This is a genomic window from Bradyrhizobium sp. 179 (genome assembly GCF_023073535.1).
Lineage (GTDB): Bacteria > Pseudomonadota > Alphaproteobacteria > Rhizobiales > Xanthobacteraceae > Bradyrhizobium.
Genome location: NZ_JADPJR010000144.1, coordinates 33,411 through 58,900 on the forward strand (window position 1 = coordinate 33,411; position 25,490 = coordinate 58,900).

The 25,490-nt window shown below is 64.8% G+C and carries 22 protein-coding genes; 19 read left to right on the plus strand and 3 right to left on the minus strand.

Features of this window, described 5'->3' with window-relative positions:
* The 17 genes from IVB12_RS33140 to IVB12_RS33220 all read left to right on the plus strand — a co-directional run bounded on the left by IVB12_RS33140 (position 1) and on the right by IVB12_RS33220 (position 18,706).
* On the plus strand, positions 1-1,083 hold the full coding sequence (locus IVB12_RS33140) for a branched-chain amino acid ABC transporter permease (RefSeq protein WP_247305953.1): 1,083 nt from the start codon (positions 1-3) through the stop codon (positions 1,081-1,083).
* On the plus strand, positions 1,076-1,858 hold the full coding sequence (locus IVB12_RS33145; protein ID WP_247305957.1) for an ABC transporter ATP-binding protein: 783 nt from the start codon (positions 1,076-1,078) through the stop codon (positions 1,856-1,858). Before IVB12_RS33140 ends, IVB12_RS33145 begins: the two co-directional genes overlap by 8 nt.
* Positions 1,851-4,061 carry an ABC transporter permease gene (locus IVB12_RS33150; protein WP_247305959.1) on the plus strand — a complete coding sequence of 737 codons (2,211 nt, stop codon included), beginning with the start codon at positions 1,851-1,853 and terminating at the stop codon, positions 4,059-4,061. The genes IVB12_RS33145 and IVB12_RS33150 overlap by 8 nt, the downstream gene beginning before the upstream one ends.
* Before the next feature lie 3 nt (positions 4,062-4,064).
* A complete protein-coding gene (locus IVB12_RS33155; RefSeq protein ID WP_247278135.1) occupies positions 4,065-4,898 on the plus strand; it encodes a phosphoenolpyruvate hydrolase family protein in 834 nt (277 codons plus the stop codon).
* A gap of 25 nt (positions 4,899-4,923) precedes the next feature.
* Positions 4,924-7,827, plus strand: a complete 2,904-nt coding sequence (locus tag IVB12_RS33160; protein ID WP_247305961.1) for a flotillin family protein — start codon at positions 4,924-4,926, stop codon at positions 7,825-7,827.
* Between the two features lie 10 nt (positions 7,828-7,837).
* A complete protein-coding gene (locus tag IVB12_RS33165; protein WP_247305963.1) occupies positions 7,838-8,275 on the plus strand; it encodes an SRPBCC family protein in 438 nt (145 codons plus the stop codon).
* A gap of 2 nt (positions 8,276-8,277) precedes the next feature.
* Positions 8,278-8,721 carry an SRPBCC family protein gene (locus IVB12_RS33170; RefSeq protein WP_247305965.1) on the plus strand — a complete coding sequence of 148 codons (444 nt, stop codon included), beginning with the start codon at positions 8,278-8,280 and terminating at the stop codon, positions 8,719-8,721.
* Between the two features lie 2 nt (positions 8,722-8,723).
* Positions 8,724-9,542 carry an FAD binding domain-containing protein gene (locus IVB12_RS33175; RefSeq protein ID WP_247305968.1) on the plus strand — a complete coding sequence of 273 codons (819 nt, stop codon included), beginning with the start codon at positions 8,724-8,726 and terminating at the stop codon, positions 9,540-9,542.
* A gap of 12 nt (positions 9,543-9,554) precedes the next feature.
* Positions 9,555-10,031: a (2Fe-2S)-binding protein gene (locus IVB12_RS33180; protein WP_157331004.1), complete on the plus strand. Its 477-nt coding sequence runs from the start codon at positions 9,555-9,557 to the stop codon at positions 10,029-10,031.
* A gap of 9 nt (positions 10,032-10,040) precedes the next feature.
* Entirely contained in the window at positions 10,041-11,633 is a 1,593-nt protein-coding gene (locus IVB12_RS33185) for a molybdopterin cofactor-binding domain-containing protein (RefSeq protein WP_247305971.1), read from the plus strand.
* Complete coding sequence (locus tag IVB12_RS33190) at positions 11,634-12,656, plus strand: molybdopterin cofactor-binding domain-containing protein (protein WP_247305975.1); 1,023 nt, start codon at positions 11,634-11,636, stop codon at positions 12,654-12,656. It abuts the gene before it with no gap.
* A 10-nt stretch (positions 12,657-12,666) separates the two neighbouring features.
* Positions 12,667-13,548 (plus strand): MoxR family ATPase, encoded by an 882-nt coding sequence (locus IVB12_RS33195; RefSeq protein WP_247305978.1) that lies wholly within the window; start codon positions 12,667-12,669, stop codon positions 13,546-13,548.
* The gene (locus tag IVB12_RS33200; protein ID WP_247305981.1) at positions 13,545-14,666 is read left to right on the plus strand and encodes a VWA domain-containing protein; all 1,122 of its coding nucleotides are present in this window, start codon (positions 13,545-13,547) and stop codon (positions 14,664-14,666) included. The genes IVB12_RS33195 and IVB12_RS33200 overlap by 4 nt, the downstream gene beginning before the upstream one ends.
* On the plus strand, positions 14,663-15,547 hold the full coding sequence (locus IVB12_RS33205; protein WP_247305984.1) for an amidohydrolase family protein: 885 nt from the start codon (positions 14,663-14,665) through the stop codon (positions 15,545-15,547). Before IVB12_RS33200 ends, IVB12_RS33205 begins: the two co-directional genes overlap by 4 nt.
* Before the next feature lie 31 nt (positions 15,548-15,578).
* Positions 15,579-16,427 (plus strand): MBL fold metallo-hydrolase, encoded by an 849-nt coding sequence (locus tag IVB12_RS33210; protein WP_247278144.1) that lies wholly within the window; start codon positions 15,579-15,581, stop codon positions 16,425-16,427.
* Positions 16,428-16,498: 71 nt separating this feature from the next.
* Positions 16,499-18,073, plus strand: a complete 1,575-nt coding sequence (locus IVB12_RS33215; protein WP_247305987.1) for an isochorismatase family protein — start codon at positions 16,499-16,501, stop codon at positions 18,071-18,073.
* Between the two features lie 6 nt (positions 18,074-18,079).
* The gene (locus IVB12_RS33220; protein ID WP_247305990.1) at positions 18,080-18,706 is read left to right on the plus strand and encodes an NAD(P)H-dependent oxidoreductase; all 627 of its coding nucleotides are present in this window, start codon (positions 18,080-18,082) and stop codon (positions 18,704-18,706) included.
* Between the two features lie 24 nt (positions 18,707-18,730).
* On the opposite strand, the gene IVB12_RS33225 is transcribed toward IVB12_RS33220, so the two are convergent.
* Positions 18,731-19,756, minus strand: coding sequence for a cellulase family glycosylhydrolase (locus IVB12_RS33225; RefSeq protein WP_247305992.1), 1,026 nt, complete (start codon positions 19,754-19,756; stop codon positions 18,731-18,733).
* Entirely contained in the window at positions 19,753-21,033 is a 1,281-nt protein-coding gene (locus IVB12_RS33230) for an O-antigen ligase family protein (protein WP_247306276.1), read from the minus strand. Before IVB12_RS33230 ends, IVB12_RS33225 begins: the two co-directional genes overlap by 4 nt.
* 228 nt (positions 21,034-21,261) lie before the next feature.
* On the opposite strand from IVB12_RS33230, the gene IVB12_RS33235 reads away from it, so the two are divergent.
* On the plus strand, positions 21,262-22,398 hold the full coding sequence (locus IVB12_RS33235; RefSeq protein WP_247305995.1) for a GNAT family N-acetyltransferase: 1,137 nt from the start codon (positions 21,262-21,264) through the stop codon (positions 22,396-22,398).
* Between the two features lie 29 nt (positions 22,399-22,427).
* Here the strand turns inward: IVB12_RS33235 and IVB12_RS33240 are convergent, their stop codons facing one another.
* Positions 22,428-23,651: an NAD(P)/FAD-dependent oxidoreductase gene (locus IVB12_RS33240; RefSeq protein WP_247305998.1), complete on the minus strand. Its 1,224-nt coding sequence runs from the start codon at positions 23,649-23,651 to the stop codon at positions 22,428-22,430.
* A 461-nt stretch (positions 23,652-24,112) separates the two neighbouring features.
* On the opposite strand from IVB12_RS33240, the gene IVB12_RS33245 reads away from it, so the two are divergent.
* The gene (locus IVB12_RS33245) at positions 24,113-25,459 is read left to right on the plus strand and encodes a polysaccharide biosynthesis C-terminal domain-containing protein (RefSeq protein WP_247306000.1); all 1,347 of its coding nucleotides are present in this window, start codon (positions 24,113-24,115) and stop codon (positions 25,457-25,459) included.
* Positions 25,460-25,490 lie beyond the last annotated feature (31 nt).

A 25,490-nucleotide genomic window follows, 5' to 3' on the forward strand; every position in this document is an offset into this window, starting at 1 on the left:
ATGTCGCTCGCCCACGATGCACGGCTTGCCGTACGCCCCGCCACAATGGCGCAGCGCCCGGCACGGACGTGGCCGGAGGTCAACAATCCCGCCGCCTGGATCGTCGCGGTTATTCTCCTGATCATGCCGCTTATCGCCAACGGCTTCTTCCTGATCGAGATCTTCGCCTCCACCTTGATCCTCGGCACCATGGCGCTGAGCCTGATGTTCCTCGCCGGCTATGGCGGCATGGTCAGCCTGATGCAGCTTACCATCGCGGGGTTCGCGGCGTACATGGTCGCCGTGTTCGGCGTCAGCGGCAATGCCAATATCAGCCTGGGCTGGCCGTGGTGGCTCGCGGTGCCGATGGCGCTGACGCTGGCGACCGCTTTCGGCACGCTCGGCGGCGCGCTCGCGGTCCGCACCGAAGGCATCTACACCATCATGATCACGCTGGCGATCGGCGCGGCCTTCTACTATTTCACCAACCAGAACTGGGCGATCTTCAACGGCCATACCGGTATCAACACCGTCGCCACGCCGCACTTCTGGGGCGTGAACTGGCGCGCCGACATTCCCTTCTACTACGTCGTGCTCGCGGTCGCCGCGCTCTGCTATTTCGCAGTCGAATATCTCTCACGCGCGCCCTTCGGTCTTGCCCTCCAGGGCGTGCGCGACAATCCCAGGCGCATGGCTGCGCTCGGCTTCAACGTCAATGCGCACCGCGTCGCGGCCTATGCGTTCGCCTCGTTCGTGGCCGCGCTGGCCGGGGTGCTCCAGGTCTGGAACTACCGTCAGATCTCGCCGGGATCGGTCAGCGTCGGCGCCTGCATCGACGTGCTGATCATCGCCGTTGTCGGCGGCATCACGCGCCCGATCGGTCCCTTCATCGGTGCGCTGATCTTCGTGCTGCTGCGCACATTCGCGCTCGACTTCCTGGTCAGGCTTGGCCTGGATGGCAACCGCTTCCGCCTGCTGATCGGGCTCGGCTTCCTCGCCATCGTGTTCTGGTCCTCGGACGGCGTCATCGGCCTATGGCAGCGATGGCGCCAACGTCAGCGCCGCAGGCCGGACCGTTCCGGCGGAGGGCGCCGCCATGGATAGCGTCGCTCAACGCCTCTCCGCCGTGGGCGCCGGCGCTGCGCTGGAGCTCCGAGGCGTGACGCGCCTGTTCGGCGCGCTGGCGGCGCTGACCGACGTCACCATCACGGTGCGTCCAGGTGAGCGGCGCGCAGTGCTCGGTTCGAACGGCGCCGGCAAGACCACGCTGTTCAATTGCATCACCGGCGACTTCCCGCCCTCCTCCGGCACCATCCGCTTCTTCGGCGAGGACGTCACGCACTTCCCGCCTTATGAACGCATCCGGCGCGGATTGCGGCGGACCTATCAGATCTCGGCGCTGTTCCCCGGCCTCACCGTGCAGGATAACGTCTATCTCGCCTGCCGCGGCGTCTCGCGCGGACGCTTCTCGTTCCTGCGTCCGGGACAGACCGATGCTCTGATGCATGTGGCGGACAATCTCGTCCAGGCCGTGCATCTTTCCGCCGTGAAGGACCAGCGCGTGGCCGAGCTCGCGCATGGCCAGCAGCGCCAGCTCGAGATCGCGCTCGCGCTCGCGGGCGCCCCGCGCTTTGTCCTGTTCGACGAACCGGCCGCCGGCCTGTCGCCAACCGAACGGGCCGAGCTGATCGAGATCCTGACCTCGCTGCCGGCGCATATCGGCTACATCATCATCGAGCACGACATGGACGTCGCTTTACGCGTCGTCGAGAGCGTCACGATGATGCACAACGGCCGCATCTTCAAGGAAGGCCTGCCGCAGGAGATCCAGTCCGATCCCGAGGTGCAGGAGCTTTACCTCGGAGGCGGTCATGAATGAGGTCCGCCGCAGCAAGGCCGCGCTCGAGGTCCGCGGCCTCGATGTCTACTATGGCCACTCGCACGCCCTGCAAGGCGTCGATCTCACACTGGAGAGCGGCGTGTTCTCCGTCGTCGGCCGCAACGGCATGGGCAAGACCACGCTGTGCAAGGCGATCATGGGTCTAGTGGGCGTGAGCGGCGGCTCGATCCGCGTTCGTGGCGAAGACATCACGCGGCGGCCTCCGGCCCAGATCGCCAGGCTTGGCGTCGGCTATGTGCCGCAAGGACGCCGGCTCTGGCGCTCGCTCAGCGTCGACGAGCATTTGCGGCTGGCCGGCGGCCTCCGGCCCGGCGCCTGGACTGTCGATCGCATCTACGAGACCTTCCCGCGGCTCGCCGAACGCAAGGATCACGGCGGCGGCCAGCTCTCCGGCGGCGAGCAGCAGATGCTGGCCATCTCTCGCGCGCTACTCACCAATCCGCATCTCCTGATCATGGACGAGCCGACTGAAGGCCTCGCGCCCGTCATCGTGGCGCAGGTCGAGGAGATGCTGCTGCGGCTCGGTGAGGACGGCGACATGTCCGTGCTCGTGATCGAGCAGAATATCGGCGTCGCCACCGCGATCTCGCGCAACGTCGCGATCATGGTCAACGGCCGCATCAACCGCATCATCGACTCCGCCCGCCTCGCCGCCGACCGCGAGCTCCAGCAGCGCCTGCTCGGCGTCGGACTTCACGCCGAGCTCGAGCCGGATATCGATGTCGCCGCATCCGGCGTCGAAGCCAGGCCGGCGCCGGCGCCGCGCCGCGACGGACCGATCCGCATCTACATCTCGAACCCGACGCTCCCGACCCGATGGTCGCAACCGGTACCGATCGCCCGCATCGAAGCTGCTGCGCGCACGGTCTCGACGCAAGTCACCCGGCTCGATGAGACGGCGCGGCGCAAGCGCGAGCCGGTGACGACGCAGGCCGCCGGCCCGCCTGTGACGTTGGTCGTCGGCACGCTCGACACCAAAGGCCTTGAGCTGCGCTTCATCCGCGACATCATCGCGGAAAGCGGCCTGCGCACACGGCTGGTCGATGTTTCGACGAGTGGCAAGCATTCGTCGTGCGATGTCTCCGCGCAGGAGATCGCCCTGAACCACAGCCGTGGCGGCGCAGCGGTGTTCGGTCCCGATCGTGGCGCCGCCGTGACCGCGATGGCTGATGCTTTCGCCAACTGGCTGCGGCGCCAGGGCAATGTCGCCGGAGTGATCTCGGCCGGCGGTTCGGGCGCAGCGTCGCTGGTCGCCCCGGGCATGCGCGCGCTTCCCGTCGGCGTACCCAAGCTGATCATCTCCTCCGTCGCCTCGGGCGATGTCGGGCCCTATGTCGGTCCCGCCGACATCACGATGATGTACTCGGTCACCGACGTGCAGGGGCTGAACTCGATCTCGCGGGCGGTGCTGGCCAATGGCGCCAATGCGCTCGCCGGCATGGTCAAGGCGCGGCTCGATGCCCGCGCCGCAATGGCGCGCGAGGCCGGCGGCCTGCCAGCGGTCGGTATTACCATGTTCGGCGTTACCACGCCGGCCGTTCAGAAGATCGCGGCCGAGTTGCGTGACGATGTCGAATGCCTGGTGTTCCATGCCACCGGCGTCGGCGGACGCTCGATGGAGAAGCTCGTCGAGTCCGGCCAACTCGCCGGAGTCATCGACCTCACCACGACCGAGATCTGCGATCTGCTCATGGGCGGCGTGTTTCCTGCGACCGAAGATCGCTTCGGCGCAATCATCCGCAGCCGCGTGCCCTATGTCGGCTCGGTCGGCGCGCTCGACATGGTCAATTTTGGCGCGCCCGGGACCATTCCCGAACGCTACCGCGGCCGCAAGTTTCACGTCCACAATCCGCAAGTGACGCTGATGCGGACAACGGCCGAAGAGAACGAGCGCATGGGCCGCTGGATCGCTGAGCGGCTCAATCAGATGGATGGCCCTGTCCGCTTTTTCCTGCCCGAGGGCGGCGTGTCCGCCCTCGATGCGCGGGGCCAGCCGTTCTGGGATCCGGACACCGACAGCGCGCTGTTTCGCACGCTGGAGCGCACGGTGCGGCAGACCGGCAACCGCCAGCTCATTCGCGTGCCCAAGAACATCAACGATCCCGAGTTCGCCGCCGCCATTGTCAGTGCGTTCCGAACCCTGTTCGGCCGCACCAAGGTGCGCCGAAGAGTAGCGAGGTGACCGATGGCGAGGTTTGAACGCGCAGCGCTCCTGAAGACCTTTCGCGACATGGCAAGGCGCGGTGAGCCGATCGTCGGCGGCGGCGCCGGCACCGGTCTATCAGCCAAGTGCGAGGAAGCCGGCGGCGTTGATCTCATCGTCATCTACAATTCGGGCCGCTATCGGATGGCCGGCCGCGGCTCGCTCGCGGGTCTGATGGCTTACGGCGATGCCAACGCCATCGTCGTCGAAATGGCGAACGAAGTGCTGCCCGTCGTCACCAGGACGCCGGTGCTGGCGGGCGTCAACGGCACCGATCCATTCCGCGACATGGACGTGTTTCTCGACCAATTGAAGGCGCTCGGGTTTGCCGGCGTGCAGAACTTTCCGACCGTCGGCCTGATCGACGGCGTCTTCCGCGCCAATCTCGAAGAGACCGGCATGTCCTATGCGCTGGAGATCGACATGATCGCCAAGGCGCACGACAAGGACATGCTGACCACGCCCTACGTGTTCAGCGAGAAGGAGGCCGCCGCAATGGCGATCGCGGGTGCCGACATCATCGTCTGTCACATGGGCCTGACGACCGGCGGCACCATCGGCGCGCAGACCGCACTGAAGCTCGAGGATTGTCCCGCGCAGATCGACATCTGGGCGTCCGCTGCGCTCAGCGTCAATCCGGACATTCTGGTGCTGGCTCATGGCGGCCCGATCGCTGATCCCGCCGATGCCGATTTCATCATGAAGAACACCCGCCATTGCCACGGCTTCTACGGGGCGTCCTCGATGGAGCGACTGCCTGTGGAGCGGGCGCTGACGGAGCAGGTGCGTCAATTCAAGGCGATCGGCGCGCGGTAACGCCGAAGGTACGAGGGAGGGAAAGATGTCGGGGATTCTCGTCGGTGAATTGATCCTCTGGCTGATCGTCGCGATCGTCGTGATCGTGGTCGGCGTCTACATCGTCAACTGGCTCTACCACCGCTCCTCGAAGGAGACCTCGTTCGTCCGGACCGGCTTTCTCGGCGAACGCGTGGTCATCGACGGCGGCGCCTTCGTGCTGCCGTTCATCCACGACTACACGCCGGTCAACATGAACGTGCTGCCGATGGGCATCGTCCGCTCCAAGCAGGACGCCGTGATCACCCGCGACCGCATGCGCGTCGACATCGAGGCCGACTTCTATGTCCGGGTCCAGCCGACCCGCGAAGCGGTCTCGATCGCGGCCGCGACGCTCGGCCGCCGCACCATGGAGCCCGAGCAGCTGCATGCGCTGCTGGCCGGCAAATTCATATCCGCGATCCGCTCGGTCGCCTCCGAAATGACCATGGAGGAGATGCACGAGCGGCGCGGCGACTATGTCGCACGCCTCAAGACCAATGCATCCGAAGCCCTCGCCCAGAATGGCCTCGAGCTGGAATCGGTCGCGATCACCGATCTCGATCAGACCGACCTGGAGTTCTTCAACCCGTCGAACCGGTTCGACGCCGAAGGCCTGACCCGCCTGATGGAGGATATCGAGGCCAAGCGAAAGCTGCGCAACGATATCGAGCAGGACTCGATGATCAAGATCCGCTCGCGCAATCTGGAAGCCGAGCGGCAGGCGCTCGAGATCGAGCGCGAGAGCGAGACCGCGCGCCTCGAGCAGGAGCGCGACATCGAGATGCGCCGCGCCCTTCAGCGCACTGAGGTTGCCCGCGAACGCGCGCTCCGCGAGACCGAGGCCGAACAGGCGCAGATTTCTGCGCGGGAGGCCATCGAGCGCGCGCGCATCGCCAATGATCAGGCGATCGCGGAGGCCCGCATCGCCTCCGAGCGCGAGACCCGGCAGAAGGAGATCGAGCGGACGCGTACCATCGAGGAGAAGGAACTGCTGGCGCGCGAGGAGATCGAGAAGACCCGGATCGCCAACCAGCGCTCGATCGACACCACCCGCATCGCCTCGGAGCGCGAGGTGCGCCAGCGCGAGATCGAGCGGATGCGCACGGTCGAGGAAGCCGAAATCGCCGCGCGCGAGGCGGTCGAGAAGGCGCGGATCCAGCAGGATCGCGTCGTGACCGACGCCCGCATCGCCAACGACGAGGAAACGAGGCGCCGCGAGATCGAGCGCACGCGTGCCGTGGAAGAGGCAGAGATTGCCGCGCGCCAAGCCACCGAAAAGGCCCGCATCGCCCAGACCATGACGGTCAATGTCGAGCGCATCTCCTCGGACGAGCGCACCCGCGCGCTGGAGATCCAGCAGGTGCGAACCATCCAGGAGGCCGAGATCGAGGCTCAACGCGCCGTCGAGGCGGCCCGCATCGCCCGCGAGCGGACGCTCGCGGCAGAGCGCATCGCCGCCGAACAGAACACACGGCAACTCGAGATCGAGCGCAACCAGGCGCTCGACGTCGCCGGCATTGCAGCGCGCGAAACGACGGAGGCCACGCGCATCGCGCAGGAGGAGCGCGTGCGCTCGCTTGAGATCGCCCGCAACCGCGCCGTCGAGGAAGCCGATATCGCCTCGCGCGAGGCGATCGAGGCGGCCCGCATCGCCCAGGAGAAGGCGGTTGCGGCCGAGCGCATCCAGGCCGAGCGCGAAACCCGCGCACTGGAGATCGAACGGACCGGCGTCTTGGAGGCGGCCGAGCTGAAGCGGCGTGACGCGATCGAGCGCCAGCGTATCACGGTGGATCTGGCGCTCGAGGCCGAACGGATCAATTCCTCCAAGAAGCGCGAGGTGCTCAACATCGAGCAGAAGAAGGCGATCGAGATCGCCGACGAGGACCGCGTCATCGCGCTGTCCACAAAGAAGTCCGAGCGGATCGACGCCGATCGCCAGGTCCGGCAGGCAGAGATCGCCGCACGCAAGGAGGTCGAGACCACCGACGTCTCGCGCGAGCAGGCGCTGGAAGCCGCCCGGATCGAGCGGCGTCGCGCCATCGAGCAGCTCGAGGTCGCTCGGGTGCAATCCTTGCAGGAAGCCGAGATTGCCGCGCGCGAAGAAGTCGAGCGCGCCCGCATCTCCTCCGACCGCGGCCTCGATGAAGCCCGGATCGGCCGCGAACGCGAGCTGCGCAAGCTCGAAATCAATCGCGAGAAGGAGGTCGAGACCGTGCTGATGGAAAAGGCGATCGCAATTCACACGAAGTCGCTGGAGGAATCCGCGGCCAAGGCATCAGCCGAGGAAGCGCGGATGCGCGCCACGGAAGCCACCGAGCGCGTCATCACCGCACGCGAGAACGAGATTGCCAAACGTCGCAAGGGCGTAGAAATTCTCATCGCCGAGAAGCAGGCCGAGGAGACACGGATCGCCGCCGAGGCCGAGCGCGTACGCGCGGCCGTGGAAGCAGAAGCGCAGCGATTGCTCAACGAGGCCGAGAACGTTCTCACCGACCAGGCGCGCTACTCCCTCTTCCGCAGAAAGCTGCTCGACCGCATCGAGGGCATCGTACGTGAGAGCGTCAAGCCGATGGAGAAGATCGAGGGCATCCGCATCCTCCAGGTCGATGGCCTCAACGGCAATGGCCACGGAAATGGCAATGGCGGCCGCAGCGCCACCGACGAGGTGATCGACTCTGCCTTGCGCTACCGCGTGCAGGCGCCGCTGATTGACTCGCTCCTGTCGGACATCGGCGTCGAGGGCGGCAGTCTCGCAAAAATGCCGGGCCTGATCCGCGAGGCGCGCGACATGCAGGGCATCAGGGATTCCGCGCGCAAGAGTGGTGGCGGCGACAAGCCGGCGGCCTCCCCGCCTGCGGCCGAAGGCGGCGAGCCGCCGGCCGAGCGCGGGCCGAGAAAGAAGAGCTGAGGTCTAATCCATGGCTCGCGTCTATGTCTCCACCATCGTCAACGCCCGCAACGACCGCGTCTGGGCGCGGGTGCGCGATTTCAACGGCCTGCCGAACTGGCATCCGGCCATCGCCGAAAGCCGGATCGAGGGCGGCGAACCCGCCGACAAGATCGGCTGCGTCAGGGATTTCCGCCTGCGCAACGGCGACCGCATCCGCGAGAAACTCCTGGGCCTGTCCGACTACGACATGTTCTGCACCTACTCGATCCTGGAATCTCCGATGGGCGTCGAGAACTACGTCGCGACCTTGCGGCTGACGCCCGTCACCGACGGCGACCAGACCTTTGTGGAATGGACCGCCGAATTCGACTGCGCGCCGGAGCGCGAGACCGAGCTCGTCAGCACCATCGGCGGCGGCGTGTTCCAGGGCGGCTTCGACGCCCTGAAGCGCGTGTTCGGAGGTTAGCCGTGCCGCATATCGTCAAGAGCACGATCCTGAGCGCACCGACGGATGCGGTGTGGGACGTGCTGCGGGATTTCAACGGCCACGACCGCTGGCATCCGGCGGTTGCGACCTCCTCGATCGAACGCGCTCAGGCCTCCGACAAGATCGGCTGTATCAGGCGCTTCAAGCTCAAGGATGGCTCCGAGCTGCGCGAGCAGTTGCTGGCGCTGTCCGACCTCGAGCAGACCTTCAGCTATTGCCTGCTCGATACCCCGATCCCGATGTTCAATTACGTCGCCCATGTCCGCCTGCTGCCGGTGACCGATGGCGACCGCACCTTCTGGCATTGGGAATCGCGCTTCACCACCAAGCCCGAGGATAGGGACCGCATCACCCACATGGTCGCGGAAGACATCTACCAGGCGGGATTCGAGGCGATCCGCCGCCATCTGAAGGAGGCCGCCTAACCATGGCTGTGACCGTAAAGACCTTTGCCAGCGCCAGCGAAGCGGCCGGGGCAATATCCTCGGACCGCAGCGCGCGCTATCTCGGCGGCGGCACGCTGGTGATGCGGGCATTGAACGAGGGCGACGTCTCGATATCGACGATCGTTCGCGCCAGTGACCAGGCGCTGACCCGGATCGATGCGTCCGGCCCACGCATCACGCTCGGTGCCGGCGTCACTTTCGCGAGAATTCTCGGCGAGCGCGACCTCGCTTTCCTGCACGCGCCCGCCCGTTCGATTGGTGGTCCTGCCGTGCGCAACATGGGCACCGTGGGCGGCAATCTGTTCGCGCCCAATCCTTACGGCGATTTCACCGTGGCGCTGCTGGCGCTCGACGCCACGGTCGCGCTGCAAGGCAGCTTCGGCGCCCGCGACATCGCGATCGAGGAATTCCTGCAATCGCGCGAGCGGCAATCCGGCGCGTTAGTCCTGTCGGTCTCCTGCACGCGGCCGGCCAGCGCCGAGGCCTTTCGCTATCGCAAGATTGCCCGCATCAAGCCGAAGGGCGGCTCGGTCATCACGCTGGCCGCCCATCTGCCGGTCAGCGGCGGGCGCATCGCCGGTGCTCGCATTGCGCTCGGCTCGATGGCACCGACCCAGATCCGCGCCAAGGCCGCGGAACGTGCCCTCGAAGGACGCACGCTCGATACCGCGAACATCAATGCAGCCGCCTCTGCCGCAATCGAGGGCACATCGCCCGCGGACAACGCGCTCGGCAGCGCCTGGTATCGCCGCGAGATCGTCGGCGTCCATCTCCGCCGTTTGCTGTCCGGTCAGGAATAGACAAGGACCAACATGTCCAAGACGCCTCTGCAATTTCGTCACAACGGCCGCGACGTCGCCATCTTCGTCGATGGCGGCACCAACCTGCTGGTCGCCTTGCGCGAGCTGATCGGTGACATGACGCCTAAGTTCGGCTGCGGCCAGGGCGGCTGCGGCACCTGCAGCGTGCTGATCGACGGAGAACTCCACCTCTCCTGTCTGACGCTCGCCGAGACCGTCGCCGGCCGCTCCGTCGAAACGCTCGACGGCCTCAAGCAGGGTCCGAACTTGCACCCGCTCCAGCGCGCCTTTGCCGACAATTTTGCCGCCCAATGCGGCTATTGCACGCCGGGCATGCTGATGGCCGCGAAGGCGCTGCTCGATCGCAATCCGTCCCCAAGCCGGGCCGACGTGATCGAGGCGATCTCCGGCAATATCTGCCGCTGCACCGGCTACGAGCCGATCATCAATGCCATCCTCGCCGCCGCCGGTGGCCGGGCCAGCGCCTGAGGTCAGACCATGCTGGAACTACGCAAGGACATCTTCGCCGACGAGCGCGACGACAATCTCAAGGAGATCGGCAAGGGCACGCAGCGCCAGGACATGCTCGGCCACATCACGGGCACGTCGAGCTATTTCAACGATCATAAGCTCCAGGGCATGCTGCACCTCAAGGTCGTTCGCTCGACTGAGGCCCATGCGAGGCTGCGCCGCATCGATACCACGGACGCAGAACGCTCAGCCGGCGTGCGCCGGATCATTCGCGGCACTGACGTGCCGGTCAATCTCAACACGCTGCTGAGCCTGATCAATTTCGGCAAGGACGACGAGCCATCACTGGCCGTCGACAAGGTCCGCTACAAGGGCGAGCCGATCCTCGCCATCGTCGCCGACAGCGAGCGTGAGGCGTTCGAGGCCATCGCAAAGGTGCGGATCGACTATGAGCCGCTGCCGACCGTGTTCGACGTCGAGGATGCGCTCAAGCCGGGCGCGCCCGTGGTCAACGAGACCTATCCGAAGAACGCCTTTATCTATCACGACGTCTACGATCACCAGCGCCTACGGTTCGGCGATGCCGATGCGGCACTCGCGAACGCCGACCATGTGCTTGAACAGCGCTACCAGATGTCGCCGATCGAGCACGCGCCGACCGAGACCAATGGCGCGATTGCCGCGCCCGACACCAACGGCCGCTACGTCGTCTACACCTCGACGCAGGCGCTGTTCTTCTCGGTCGATACCTGCGCCAAGATTTTGGATGTGCCTTCCAACACCTTCCACTTCATCGGTGGCACGGTCGGCGGCGGCTTTGGCGGCAAGGTGGATACCCTGACCGAGCCGCTCGCGATCCTCGCCGCCATGCTGACCGGGCGGCCCGTGCGCTACGTCTTCGGTCGCGAGGAGGAGATGCAGTACGGCCCGCCGCGCGGCGCCGAGCGCATCTACATCAAGGACGGCGTGATGCGCGACGGCCGCATCGTCGCCCGAAAGATCCGTGCCTATTTCGACAGCGGCGCCTATACGCGGCTCTCCAGCTACGCCGCGGTGAAATGCGCCGCGCATCTGCCGGGCCCCTATACCATCCCTAACGTTTATGGCGACGTCTACTGCGTCTTCACCAATCGCACGCCGGCGACTGCCATGCGCGGCTTCGGCGTCACCGCGATGGACTTTGCCATCGAGTGCCAGATGGACAAGCTCGCAAACCTCGTCGGCATGGACCCAATGGAGTTCCGGATTCTGAACGCCTATCGCGACGGCGACATGAAGGCGCATCGGCGCGAGGCCAAGAACACGGCGCTGATCGAATGCGTTCGGGTCGCCGCCGAAAAGGCCAAATGGCCGATCCGCGACGAGTTCAGGCGCGCCTCCTCGCGCAAGGATGGTGGCGGCAGCCGCGCCGCGATTCCGCCGACGCCGACGGATGTACGCGCGCGGCCGGCCGCGCCCGCCCAGCAGCGCACGACCTATGACCGCGCACCCGGGACCGCGACAAGAGAGCCGCCGCGCGAACCGCCACCGCCGACCCCGCCGCCTCCTCCGCCCCGCCCGGCGGCACCATCGCACGGCGCCACCCGCTTCTCTTCCGTGTTCGGGACCAGGAGGCGCTAGATGACCAGGCATCGCGGACGCGGCATGGCGTCGATCAACTATCCCATCGGCATGAACCTCGGCGGCGATCCCAGCCAGGCGCTGGTTCACTCCAATCCCAGCGGCAAGTTCACAGTGGCGCTGTCGTCGATCGATCTCGGCCAGGGGATGAAATCGGTGACGCGGCAGATCTGCGCTGAGACGCTGGGCGTGCCGGTCGAGGACGTCTACGTCGACACCGCGGATTCCGACACCGGCCCGCATTGCATGGGTTCGTTCGCCTCGCGCGGCACACACCGCGTCGGTAACGCCGTGATGGCCGCAGCCCGCGAAGCCCGCGGCGTGATGATGGAGGCTGCGGCCGAGGAGCTGGAGGTCAACGCCGCCGACCTCGAGACGGACGGGCGCGGCAACATCCATGTCAAAGGCGCGCCGCATCGCTCGATCTCGACCAAGGATGTCGCGGTCGCCGCGCAATTCAAGCAGGGCAAGACCATCTCCGGCCGGGGAATATTCCTGGTACCGCTGTCCGATGTCGACCCCGAAACCGGAGAGATGTCGCCGGCAACCTGCTATGCCCATGCCTGCCTCGTCGCCGAGGTCGAGGTCGACGACGAGACCGGTGAGGTCGCGATGGTCCGGATGGACTCCGCCTATGAGCTCGGCCGCGCGCTCAACCCGCGGCTGGTCGAGCAGCAGCTCGTAGGCGGCGCCTGGATGGGCGTCAGCCACGCGCTCTACGAGACGCCTGAGCCTTACTATCCCGACCCCGCTCACGGCCCGCGCGACTTCGTCGAATATCTGATGCCAGGCCCCGGCGATATCTGCCCGCACGATATCGCGGTGCTGGAACGCCCTGCTCCCGATGGGCCCTTCGGCGCCAAGGGTCCCGGCGAGATGTGCGCCAACCCGGTGCTGCCCGCCGTGGCGAATGCGATATTCAATGCGGTCGGCGTGCGCATCGACGATCTCCCGATCACGCCCGAGAAAGTGCTGCGCGCGATCAAGGCCCAGGGCGGCGCACGGCCGCAGGCGCGACGCTAGAGGATTGGCGGTGGCGGTTCGTAGCAACATCGTCGGAATCGACAGCCCACAGGCGTTGGAGAAGGCGCTGCGCGCAGCCTATTACCTCGCCGACGAGGGACTGGCCACCGCCGCCTATCTCGGGCTCGCGCTCGGCAAGCCGCTGCTGCTGGAAGGAGCGCCCGGCGTCGGCAAGACGGAGGCTGCAAAGGCGATCGCTGCCGTGCTCGGCCGCCGGCTCATCCGCCTGCAATGCTATGAGGGCATCGACGCGTCGGCCGCACTCTATGAGTGGAACTACCCGCGCCAGATGCTCGCGATCCGCCAGGCCGGCGACGAGAGCATCGACATCTATGGCGAGACGTTCCTGATCGAGCGGCCGATGCTGGCCGCGCTGCGCGCACCCGATTCCACCGTTCTGCTGATTGACGAAATCGATCGCGCCGATCAGGAGTTCGAGGCCTTCCTGCTCGAATTCCTCTCCGACTTCCAGATCTCGATCCCCGAGCGCGGCACGGTACGCGCGGCGGAGCGACCCGTGGTCGTGCTGACGTCGAACCGGACACGCGACCTGCACGAAGCGCTGCGCCGCCGCTGCGTCTATCACTGGATTGACTATCCCACCGCCGAGCGCGAAGCCCGCATCATCATGATGCGCGCCTCGAGCGTCGCTGAGGCCACGGCACGCGCGGTCGTCGCAGCCGTCGAACGGCTGCGGCGCGAGCCGCTCAGCAAGGCGCCGGGCATTGCTGAGGCCGTCGACTGGGCCGAGGCCGCGACGCTCCTTCACAAGGGCGGCGCGCGCTGGCCCGATGCGTTCAAGCGCTCGATCGGCGTGGCGCTGAAGGACGAAGAAGACCTGCATTTCATTTCGCCGCGGCTCGACGCCATGCTCGCGGAGGCGACCGCATGAGCACCGAGCCGCAGCTCCCGCGCGCCGCGCGCGTGTTGGTCGCCTTCGTCGCGCTGCTGCGCGCGAATGGCTTTGCCGTGGCGCCGGAGCAGACCACGACGTTCCTGGCGGCCATCGAGTTGCTCGGCCCTGATAGCGTCGAGGATATCAGACAAGCTGCACTGGCGACGCTAGCTCCGCCGCCCGATCGCCGGGCCACCTTCGACCGGCTGTTCGATCTCCACTTCCGCGGCAGCGAAACGATTGCGCGCGATGACGAGGGCAAGGACGACGAGACGGTCCGCCTCCAGGAAGAGGGCCGCGGCGACGAGGAGCCCCTGCTCTCCGACGAGGCGAGCGAGTCCGGCCTCGCCGCGACCCGAAGCGAGGCGCTGGTGGAGCGCCGCTTTGGGGTGAGTTCGACCGCGGACGCGCTACGCCGCCTGGCGCGCGAGGCGCCGCGACGTCTGCCGCGACGGCGTGGCCACCGGCGCATGCGCGCCCGCCGCGGACCGTTTGCCGACCTCCGCCGCACCTTGCGCGACACGGTCCGCAGCGACGGCGAGATCTTGCGGCTCGGTCACCTCAAGCGGCGGCAGCGGCCACGGAAGATATTGCTGCTGATCGACGTGTCCGGCTCCATGAAGACTCGCACCGATGAGAACATGAAGCTCGCCCATGCGCTGGTTCAGGCGGCGCCCAATGTCGAGGTCTTCACCTTCGGTACGCGGCTGACGCGGGTCACCCGCCCCTTACGACTGAAGCGTCGCGAGCAGGCATTGAACGCAGCCGCTCATCTCGTCAGCGACTGGGATGGTGGCACCCGCATTGGCGATGCGCTGCAAGCCTTCCTCGCCGTGCCACGGTTCGGCGGCTACGCGCGTGGGGCCGCTGTTGTGATCGTCTCCGATGGACTCGAGCGCGGTGAAGGCGACGCACTTCGCGACGCTGTCGCCAAGTTATCGCGGCGGTCCTGGCGCTTGAGCTGGCTGACGCCGCTCGCCACAAGCCCGGCCTTCCGCCCGCAGACCGAAGCGCTCATTGCCATCGAGCGCTTCGTCGACGATCTCGTGGACGGCGGATCGAGCGCGTCGATCGTCGCGCACATTCTGGCGTTGGGACGAAGGAGAGCGGCGTGACCGATATTGTCGACGGCCATCATCACATCTGGCGGCAAGCCGACCTGCCCTGGCTGATCGGTCCGATGCAGCCGCGCATCTTCGGCCCCTACGAGCCGATACGACGCGATTATCCGATCCAGGAATATCTCGACGACCTCGAGGGCACCGGCGTCACCCGCTCGGTCTATGTGCAGACCAACTGGGCCAACGACCGCTTCGAGGACGAGGCCGCCTGGGTGCAACAGACCGCCGACGAACACGGCTGGCCGCACGCGATCGTCGCCTACGCCAATTTCGCCGTCGAGGATGTTCGTCCCCAGCTCGACCGTCTCAAGCGCTATCCGCTCGTGCGCGGCGTGCGCATGCAACTGCATTGGCACGAGAACCCGCTCTACCGCTTTGCAGCCCGCCCCGATCTCTGCGCCGATCCCATAATCCGCCGCAACGTCGCGCATCTCGCCGACTATGGCTGGAGCTTCGACCTGCAGGTGTTCACGCCGCAGATGCCGGAGGCAGCGGAGCTGGCCGACGCTTGTCCAAAGGTGACTTTCGTCCTCCAGCATGCCGGCATGCTGGAGGACCTCTCGGCGGCAGGCCGCGCCGCCTGGCGCGCCGGCATGGCGCGGCTTGCGGCCTGCCCGAACGTAGTCTCAAAGCTCTCCGGGCTCGGCACCTTCATCCATCGCAACGATCCCGCGCACATCGCTGCCGTTCTCGCCGACACCGTTGCGATTTTCGGTGCCGAGCGCTGCCTGTTCGGCTCCAATTTCCCGATCGAGAAATTGTGGACCAGCTATCGCGAGCTCGTCGACGCGTTTTGCGCGGCAGCCGCACCGCTGAGCACCGAACAACAGGACGCGATCTTTCGGGCAACCGCTACGCGCGTCTATCGGCTTTGACAGACAAGAAGCAGGACAGGGAGGGACGCGAATGGCGCTGGAGATCAAGATCCTGGACTACGGCGATATCGAGCTGGAATCGAGCTTCCTGGTGCTCGGCCGCGACTGCGGCCGCACGCGCCGCGTCCTCACCCTGGGCTTCCTGATCCTCGGCGGCAAATATCCGGTCGTGGTCGATACCGGCTATCGCTCCAACCAGATCATGGAGACGCTGGGCATGCGCGGGCTGCAATACCACGAGAACATGATCGAGAACCAGCTTGCGCGCCATGGTGTGCGCATGGGCGACGTCCGCTTCGTCTGCCACACCCATCTGCACATCGACCATGCCGGCAAGGACGATCTGTTTCCGATGAACACGACAGTCGTCCTCAACCGCAGGGAGCTCGAATATTCCGTTTCCGGCCTGATGCATCCCCAATATCCAGCGCCCGACATCAAGCACCTGATCGACCGCTTGCACACCAAGAGCGCGCTGCGCTTTCTGGATCTCGAGGTCACCGGCCCGATCGAGTTGATGCCCGGCGTCTATTGCGATGCCGCCAACGCCCATACCGAGGGATCGATGAACATCATCGTTCACACCGCCGACGGCATTGCCACCATCTGCGGCGACGTGATCTACGACTTCAACGACCAGATCGTCACGCCCTTCAACGAGATCCACGATTGGGAGCCGCGCACCACCGGCAACCACGGCACCAGCAAGCGCGCGGAAAAGGCGGCGATCAAAAAGCTGCTCAGCAATTCGCGCTATCTCCTTCCCGTGCACGATCGCCCCGCCAAGATCGAAGGCGGCAATGTCGTCGGGCGGCTGCACGACCAGGTCCCAGGCCCGATCGTGCAGTCCTTGCCCGAGCGCAACTGGTTCCCGGCCTGAGACCCTTTCTGCGCATGATCTTGCCGGGGTCCGCGCAGCACTTTCCGGACCATGGTCCTGAGGATCGACCGATGACCCACGTTACCTTGCGTTCCGAATTCGAGACCCTGATCGACCCGTACGCGCCGATCGCGCAAGTCGGCACCGGCTTCGAGTTCACGGAAGGACCGATCTGGCATCCGGTCGATCACTACCTGTTGTTCTCGGATATGCCGGGCGACGTGCGGCGGCGCTGGGATGCGCGGCGCGGCGTCGTGGAGGTCAAGCGTCCCTCGAACAAATGCAACGGCATGACCTATGATGCCGAGCTCAACCTCATCGTCTGCGAGCACGCGACGTCATCGCTGGTCCGCGAGCGCCCGGACGGGCGGCGAGAGGTGCTGGCTTCACACTTCCAGGGCCAGGAGCTCAACAGCCCGAACGATGTCTGCGTACACTCTTCCGGCGCGATTTATTTCTCTGATCCCTGGTATGGTCGGATGCCGGTCTATGGCGTCGAGCGGCCACGCCAGCTCGGCTTTCAGGGCGTCTATCGCCTCGTACCCGGCGGCGAACCGAAGCTCGTCGTCGACCGCAACCTGTTCGACCAGCCGAACGGGCTCTGCTTCTCGCCCGACGAAAAGCTGCTCTATATCAACGACACCGTGCAGGCGCTGATCCGCGTCTTTGACGTCGATACTGACGGTTCACTGTCGAACGCGCGCGTGTTCGCGAGCGGCATTCGCTCCGAACTCGAGCCAGGTCTGCCCGACGGCATGAAGTGTGATCAGCAGGGCAATGTCTGGGTCACCGCGCCCGGCGGCGTCTGGGTCTATTCGCCGCGCGGTGAGCTGCTCGGCAAGGTTCGGGTGCCAGAGCTCGTCGCCAACCTCGCCTGGGGCGGTCCGGACTTCCGCATGCTGTATCTGACCGCGACGCATTCGGTGTACGCGATCCCGACCAAGGTCGGCCCGCGGCATGAACCCTATATGAGCGGCCGGCGAGCCGGCGGCGGCACAGCGCCAAGCTCCGCGCCAACCTCGCCCGTCCTCGCCGAGGGCGAGATGCGGCTCGATCCGCAGCGATGCGCGATGATCATCCAGGACCTTCAGAACGATGTCATCATGGACGGCGGCGCCTTCGCCGAGTCGGGCGCCCCCGGTCATGCGCGGCAGCAGCACGTGGTGGACAACGTCCGCCGCCTTGCCGAGACCGCGCGCGCCCGCGGCGTCGCCATCATCCACGTCTGGTTCATCGTCGAACCCGGCGCGCCCGGCGTCACGCTCAATGCGCCGCTGTTCGAAGGCCTCGTCGACAGCAAGGCGATGGTGCGCGGAAGCTGGGGTGCGGCGCCCGTGTCCGGCCTCGAGCCGCGACCCGGCGACTTCGTCGTCGAGAAAATGCGCATGAGCGCGTGGGAAGGCACGCGGCTGGAGACGATCCTGAAAGCCACCGGCCGCGACATGATCATCAACACCGGCGCCTGGACCAACATGTCGGTCGAACACACCGCGCGCACCGGTGCCGACAAGGGCTATTTCATGATCGTGCCCGAGGATTGCTGCTCGACCATGAATGCCGATTGGCACAACGCCTCGATCAACTTCGCTATGCAAAACGTCGCGGTGGTGACTAAGGCGGACGCGGTCATCAGGGCGCTGGGGTAACGCGCAGTGCCGAAGCTGCTGCACCTGTCCTGCTCGCCGCGCCCCGACTCGGAATCGAGTGCCGCCGCGCTGGTCTTCATTGACGGCTTTCGTCAGGCCCATCCCGATTGGGACATCGACGTCATGGATCTCTGGCGCGAGCGGATGCCTGAGTTCGCTGGTCCCATCCTCGAAGCCAAATACGCCCGCATGAACGGCCAGCGCTTCAGCGATCCTCAACGCGACAGCTTTACCGAGGCCGAGCGCATCGCGCTGCGCTTTTCACTCGCCGATCGCGTGCTGATCTCGACGCCGATGTGGAACTTCGGCATCCCCTACAAGCTGAAGCAGTTCATCGACATCATCGTCCAGCCCGGGCTTACCTTTCGATTCGATCCGTCCCAGGGATACGTTCCGCTGCTGAGGGACCGGCCAACGCTCGTGATCCTCGCCAGCGGCAGCGATTTCTCCACCGGCATGAACCGCGGCCGCATCGACATGGCGACGCCCTACGTGCGGGAAATCCTGCGCTTCATTGGCATCAACGATGTCCGTTTCGTGCCGATCGGGCCGACCACGGGGCCACCGCAACCGATTGAGGCCGCCCGTGAACGGGCGTTCAAGCGCCTCGGAGCCCTGGCTGCGAATTTCTGATGCCCTTGCGAACACGTCGCCGCTTCAATGCGGCGGCGAGATCAAGGCGCGCAGGATGCCCGGCTTCCAGGCCTGACGCGCGCTGTCGAAGGCCGCGAAATCATGGTCGAACTGCCAATAGGCCCATGACCAGCCAAGCCTGTCGGCGCTTCTCGCCACGAAGGAGAGGTATCGCAAGCGACTGCCGGACGGCGCACGCTCGTACACCCCGAACTCCCCGAGATAAAGGGGGCGCCTCTCACGCTCCGCCCACAGACTCATTTTCCTGAAATCGGCTGCGGCTTTTGCTTCGTCATCCCGAGTACCCCAAGCCAGGGGACCAATCTTCGAGAAAGTTTCAGACCATGGTGCACCTTGGTGCGTGAACCGTATGGGCGCGTAGTAGTGAAACGTGACAATGAGCTTCCTGTCCTCAGGCGGCAGAGCCAGCTCGTCGACAGGAATATCATCCCTGTTGAGAACGGCGGCAATGACCGGCCGCTCAGGGTTGGTGCGGCGGATAATCGCGAGACACTCGTTGAGCAGTGAATTCCATCTGGCGGACGTCATGAGCCCGCCAGGTTCATTCAGGACCTCGAACACGAGCGAGGGATACCGCCCCGCATAGCGCTCGGATATCTGCCTCCAGAACGACTTCAGCTTCTCAGTGCATCCGGCAATGTCGCTTTGACAAACCTGGGTATCGTGTTCGTCGAGGACAGGAATGAGGCCCCTTGCAAGGACTTCCTCGATGACGGTGTCGAGCCGTCTCAGAACAATCTCATCCAGGACATTCTCCGGACCCATGAACTTGAAGCCGAAGAAGTTGATCCTGACGTGCGAAAATCCGGCCTTCTTGATTGCCGTCAAATTCTCCAAACGGAAGGGCGCGTTCTGACCGCCCTCCCAGATTCCATCGTAGCCGAGAATATTGATGCCCCGGCCGAGTTTCGGCACGTCGCGGGAATTGGCCCGCTCGGCTCCGCGAACGTCGGAGAAGAGCGATGCGACGAATATCACCGTCGCTGCCAGCATGACGCTCCCCGGCCACCTCGCGCGCATGACGGTCATCTTGCGTCCACAGGCCTGCAGGTCGCGAACAAGAACGCCACCAGCAACACCGACGTGAACATCGTCGAACGAAGGAATGTCGTCTCCGTGAAATTTGTCTGGAAGCTCAGGACGACAAATCCGATGATGAGAGCACAGTGCGAACGATCGATCGATCTGGTCGAGATCAGATGGAGAATCTTGCTCGAGAACAGAAGGACACTCGCTGCGAAAAGCACGTATCCCAGAAATCCAGTTTCCATCAGGATCGCGATGTAGCCGCTGTGATAATTGTCGAGTACCCAGCCGTGGTTTTGTTCGAAATAATCGTAGATCGACGGCACCGTCCAAAAACCGTTGATCCCGAAACCGAGCAGCGGCGCATCGTCGAAATGGCTGATGGCGTAGTGCCAGATGAAGGTTCGTTCAGTGAAATCGATCGAGGCATCGCCGAGATGGATGGCGTCATAGCCTGTCAGGTAAAAATAAAGAAACAGAATTCCGGCCAGGAGACACATGACGAACGGCAGCACCGCATAGACCCTCATGCATCCGACCGACCACATCGAGGTCACGAGCAACGCACAGGCCGCCAGGGCAACCGCGCCGGCACCACGCGATTCCGACGCGACGACGCAGGTCGAGGCCAGCAGGAACACGACGAGGAACGTCGGCCATCCCTGCCCCTTCATCTTACGATAACAGGCAAAAAACATCAGATACGCGCCGACGAATCCGAGCGTCTGCTTCGATTCATAGACGCCCTGCCATTGACCGCTATGCATCCAGGTTTGGTCTATCCCGATATCGGGGACAGCAAGCGCACAGAAAGCCGATGCGGCGACCAATATGAACAACCCAAGCGCCGTGGCCCTCACAATCTCGTCGATCTCGATGCGTGTGACGAGACAGAACGCGCCGAAGGTCGTCATGGCAAGCGCCACGCTTTTCATGAACGCCGCCGCGCTCAGGCTCGACCAGAACACTGAGACGACCGCGAACGTGTAGAACGCGAGCAGCGCGATCAGATCGGGATTGAGCTGCAGGCGCAGGCGCGGGCGCACGAATGCACTTGCGTAGATGAGGACGCCCCACATCAGAAGCGCCACGGTCTGCTGCACAAAGGTCAGCTCCGGCGGCAGGAGCGCAGCGTTGAAGATGCCCATCGATGCCACCACGTTGATGGTAATCGAACAGCTGATTGCGGCTCGGGCAATCTTCTCAACGCCAACGCTGCGCGTCTCCCAGAACGCGCTCTCGAGTGTCCCGGAATCCACCTCGGTCTGCAGGCTGGCCATGAACCGACCTTCCCTAGGCACGGTTAATAATTTGCTACCACGGTCGAGCTCCGCCACTCCCAGCGCACAGGACGCCGAAATTTAGGGATTTGGTAACGCTAGGAGACCCGGCGCGGCGCATTAATGCAAATCGTACCCCGCTGGTGTCTCGCCCGTAACGACCCTGCTATAAAGCGCGGATCGAGCTCGATCGAATTTTCACGAATTGTCTGGTTTTCTTGGTTGCGCATGAACAGATCCAGCAGCACGTTCGATATCGCCATCGAGCAGGCGTTCGACTTTCTGTGTCCGGAATACGCAGAGCTGTTTGACAACTCCGCCGCCACCGCGTTCCAGCATCCGCTGTGGCTACACAGCCTCTATGCCAGGCTGGCGTCTCATGCGGGGGCAACCCCTTTCATCGTCGTGGTCCGCCATCGCACGACGCGCGCCCTTGCGATGGTGCTGCCTCTGCTGCGGATCCGGCGTGGTCCGATACGGACCGTCGAATTCGCCGACCTCCGCGTCTCCGACTATCTGGCGCCGGTTTGCAGCCCGGGAGCATTTTCTCAACTGCTCGCGGACGAGAGCGCATGCGCGGAGCTTCGGAGCCTCCTCCGCCCTTTCGACCTGCTCCGCATGACCAAGCTTCCCGACGGACGGCTTCCGATCGAGAACCTCCTGGCTGCACCCCGCCGCGTCTCGATGGACACCAATGCCTACGCGACCGTTCTCATCGCGCCGTTCGAGCAATGGCGGGCCAGCGCGATGGATCGCTCCTATCAGAAGGAGCTCGCGAAGAAATATCGTCAGCTCCAGAAGAAGGGCGCCTTGAGCTTCTCGTGCTGCAACGACAGCGCCTCCACGCTCGACGCGCTGGAGGTCATGAAGAAATTTCGCGGACCGCGGTTCCAGTCGCAAGGCGACGGAGATCTGCTCCAGCGCCCCGAATATTTCGACTTCTATTCCGAGGTGGCCCTCCGCGGCCTCGGCTCCTTTGTGCGTCTCTATGCCATGAAGATGGACGGCGAGGTGATCGCCGCCGTGCTCGGATTGTGCCACCGCGACACCTTCCACGTCATCATGAGCGCCTTCGACATTGCGGGCTACAAGAGCCAGTCGCTGGGCGCGCTGATGTTCGAGCAGGTGGCCAGGGATTGCATCGAGCGCGGGGACCAGATGCTCGACTTCACCATAGGTGACGAGCCGTACAAGAAACTGTTCGGCGGGCAGCCATCGCCAATGTGGGCGGTCACACAGGCCGGCAGCACCGCAGGCGCGGTCGCGTTGTTTGCGCTGAAGCAGGCTCCCTGGCTCAAACTGGCCGCCAAGCGGATCTCGGAGTTCAGGCTTCTGCCGACCCGCACCTCGACCCCGACACGCTGACGAGCGCGGGACGCCAACGGCCGGGGCGCTCAGGCGCGGAGCGCGCTGCGGACATGCGCGAGCCAGCCTGGCCGCATTTGATCGACCCGATGGGTGATACTGCGGCGCAGGAAGTGCAGCCGCCGCCGCACATCCCAGCCGATATCGTCGCGCGAGGTCAAGGCTTGGCGGAATCGTGCCATCTTCAGTGACTGCTGGTCTGCCGCGACCTTGTCGCGATCGGAGTAGAATTCCGAGACCTTCTCCCTGCTCATGCCGGGAGTCATCAGCCACCGCGGCGCATGTTCGGTACAAAGACGCTCGACGTCCACCAGCAGGCGCGCGACGCCAGTTCCGGCGGCGGGACAGTTGGTCTGGAACGCATCACCAATGAGCACGACACCGGGCTGCAGGTGGCCCTCGACGACCGAGAGGTCCATCACCCAGTTCTGTATCCGGTCAATCACGCGGAAGTCGCCGAGATAGATCTGCAATCCCGGCAGCAGGCGCAGAACGGTCGCTTCCGTTTCGCGACGTAGATCGCGCATGATCGGATCGGCCGGGTCGCGGAACATGAAAAGATTCGCCCTCATACCTGCGCGTACGGGAAACAGGCTGAGGTAGTCGACGCCGTCCCCTGTGCGCTCGCCGTAACAGGTCAGCGCCTTGAAATCGAACGGCGCGCCATCGCGTCGGGCGATCGTGAAGCCGAACGAGACCGAGTGGCCCGCAGCCAGCACGCGCCGCCTGATGCCGAGCTTGTGGCCGAGAACTCCTGCCATGCCCGTGGCCAGAACGATGAGGCGCGCAGTGACGCGCTGTCCCGAAGCGAGCTCGAGATGCTGGAGGTCGTCGCTACAGCTGATCGCAATGACCTCGTCGACGATCAGGCTGGATGGATCAGGTAACTGGCTGCGCGCCATCGCAACGAGATCGGCATAGGCAAGCCCGTAAGCCTGGCCGACGCTGACATCGACCACCTTACCTTCCCGGATATTGAGCACGCGGTCGTATGGACAGGCGGCGCTTTCAAGACCACGGATGAAGCCCAGCCTGCGGAACGCCTCCAGCTGTCCCCCGCCGATCTTTTCGACCCGGAATTCGTTCGGATAGACCGCACGCTTGTCGACCAGGGCAACGCGATGCCCTGCCCGCGCAAGAACGGCTGCCGCCAGCGACCCCGCAAGGCCGCCGCCGACGATCGCGATGTCCGTCGCGATCGACGCGCTTGCCGCAGCGGCGATCGGCTCAGTCACGGTTCTATCGGTCGTCATGGTCCGGGCTCTCACGGTTAACATGGCTCCATCTGCAACTTTCTCGCCTGATGTCGCATCGCAGGGCCAAACGCGATCATTTCCGGCGATCGAGGTTAATGACGGGAGGAAGATCTGGACCTGCGATGTCCCGGCACGGACCTTGCTCAGGAGGCTCTGCGGAGTTCCCGCATTGATAGATCCGCGGCCATTCCGGCGAGCCATTCCGCATTCGAACGGCTGATCGTGCTGTCTTGGGCGGTCGATCTGGCCCTTTGCCGCCACCCGGTCGAGCCGGGCTTTGCACGATCTGGAGACAATGGAGACGGCGATGTACCACAGTGAAGCAACGGACTTGGCCGCGACGTCGTGTATGGCGAGCTCCTGGAAGCCGCTCATTAACACTCGCGGTTTTTCGGCATGCTAGGCTGGCGCCGGTATCGGCACGTATCTCTTCAGGGGAGAGTTGCCCCTTAACGTCCATGATCGAATCCATCATCCAACTCATGCGGCGCGACGTGACGCGCGGTGTCGTCGGGACCATCCTCCTCAAGGTTGGAAGCGGCGCGCTTGCGTTTGCGGTGTTCTCGCTCGCGGCACGAACGATGTCGCCCGACGGCTTCGGTATCTTTGCAACCTGGCTTTCGGTTGCCCAGGTCGCATCGGTCGTGGGCCTGGTCGGCCAAGAATCGCTCCTGGTGCGCTTTCTGAACGAGTATCAGGTCGGAAATCGACCCGATCTCACCAAGGGAGTGCTGCTGTCGAGCCTGAAGATTTCCTCCGTCGCAATGCTGGTTGTGATCGCCGCAATGTCGATTGCGGCGAGCTTGAAGGGCGACTGGTGGCTGCTGATCCTCGCCGTGTCCGCCTACACCGCCGTTAATGCGGGGGTGATGCTCGGCAGCCAGGTTGCGCGCTCGCTGGTCAGCATCCTCATGGGCGAGGGAAACAGAGAGTTCTTCTGGCGGGTCGGTGTCGTCTTGTTTCTGCTCGCAATCATGTTCGACCATCGGCGGCTCGACCCCACCGAATTGTTCGCCGTGATGACGATCGCGATGTCGGTTGGCCTGGTCGCGCAGATCGTTTCGATTGCGCGAGCTCTGCCGGATCTTCGCGGTACGGCGGCACGGTCCGAGCCGTCTCGCTGGAGATCGAGCGCGCTTCATTTCTGGATCGCATCCGTCCTGGAAGCCGCCAATCAGTATTTCGACGTCATTCTGGTGTACTGGATGCTGGATCCGACGACAGCCGGCATCTATTTCGCCGCCTCGCGCCTTGCCAATATCTTCGCCATGCTGTCGGCGGCGCTATACAGTTTCGGCGCGCGCCGGCTTCCCTCGCTGTACTTCAGCAAGAACCATCAGGAATTCGAGCGGACGTTGCAGCTGATGGCGGAGGTGACCGCGCTTTGTGTGGTCAGCGGGCTCTTCCTGATCTGGATCGGCGGCCCCCATCTTCTCAACCTGTTCGGGCCTCACTTCGCCGCGCAGCACTGGGTCCTTATCGTGCTCGCGATCGGAACGGCGTTTCAGGCAGCGGGCGGTCCATCCGCGGCGATCTTGCAGCTCACCGGCCATGAGCGCATCTATGTCCCCGTCGTTGCGGCGAACGTGGCGTTGCGGGTGGTCGGATTTCTCGTGCTGATTCCCTGGCTTGGCGTGCTTGGCGCGGCGATCTCGGCCACGGTGTCGTTGGCGCTAACGACCATCGCGCTCAACGTCCTCTGTCGCCGGCGAACGGGGGTCGACCCTTCAATTCTCGTGCTCTTGCGCCTCGGCGCATCGAAGCGCGGCACGTACGCAGTCCGCAGCGCTGACGCGGCCGATTAGGCTTCGGTTCGATCGCGACAGGCAGCGCACA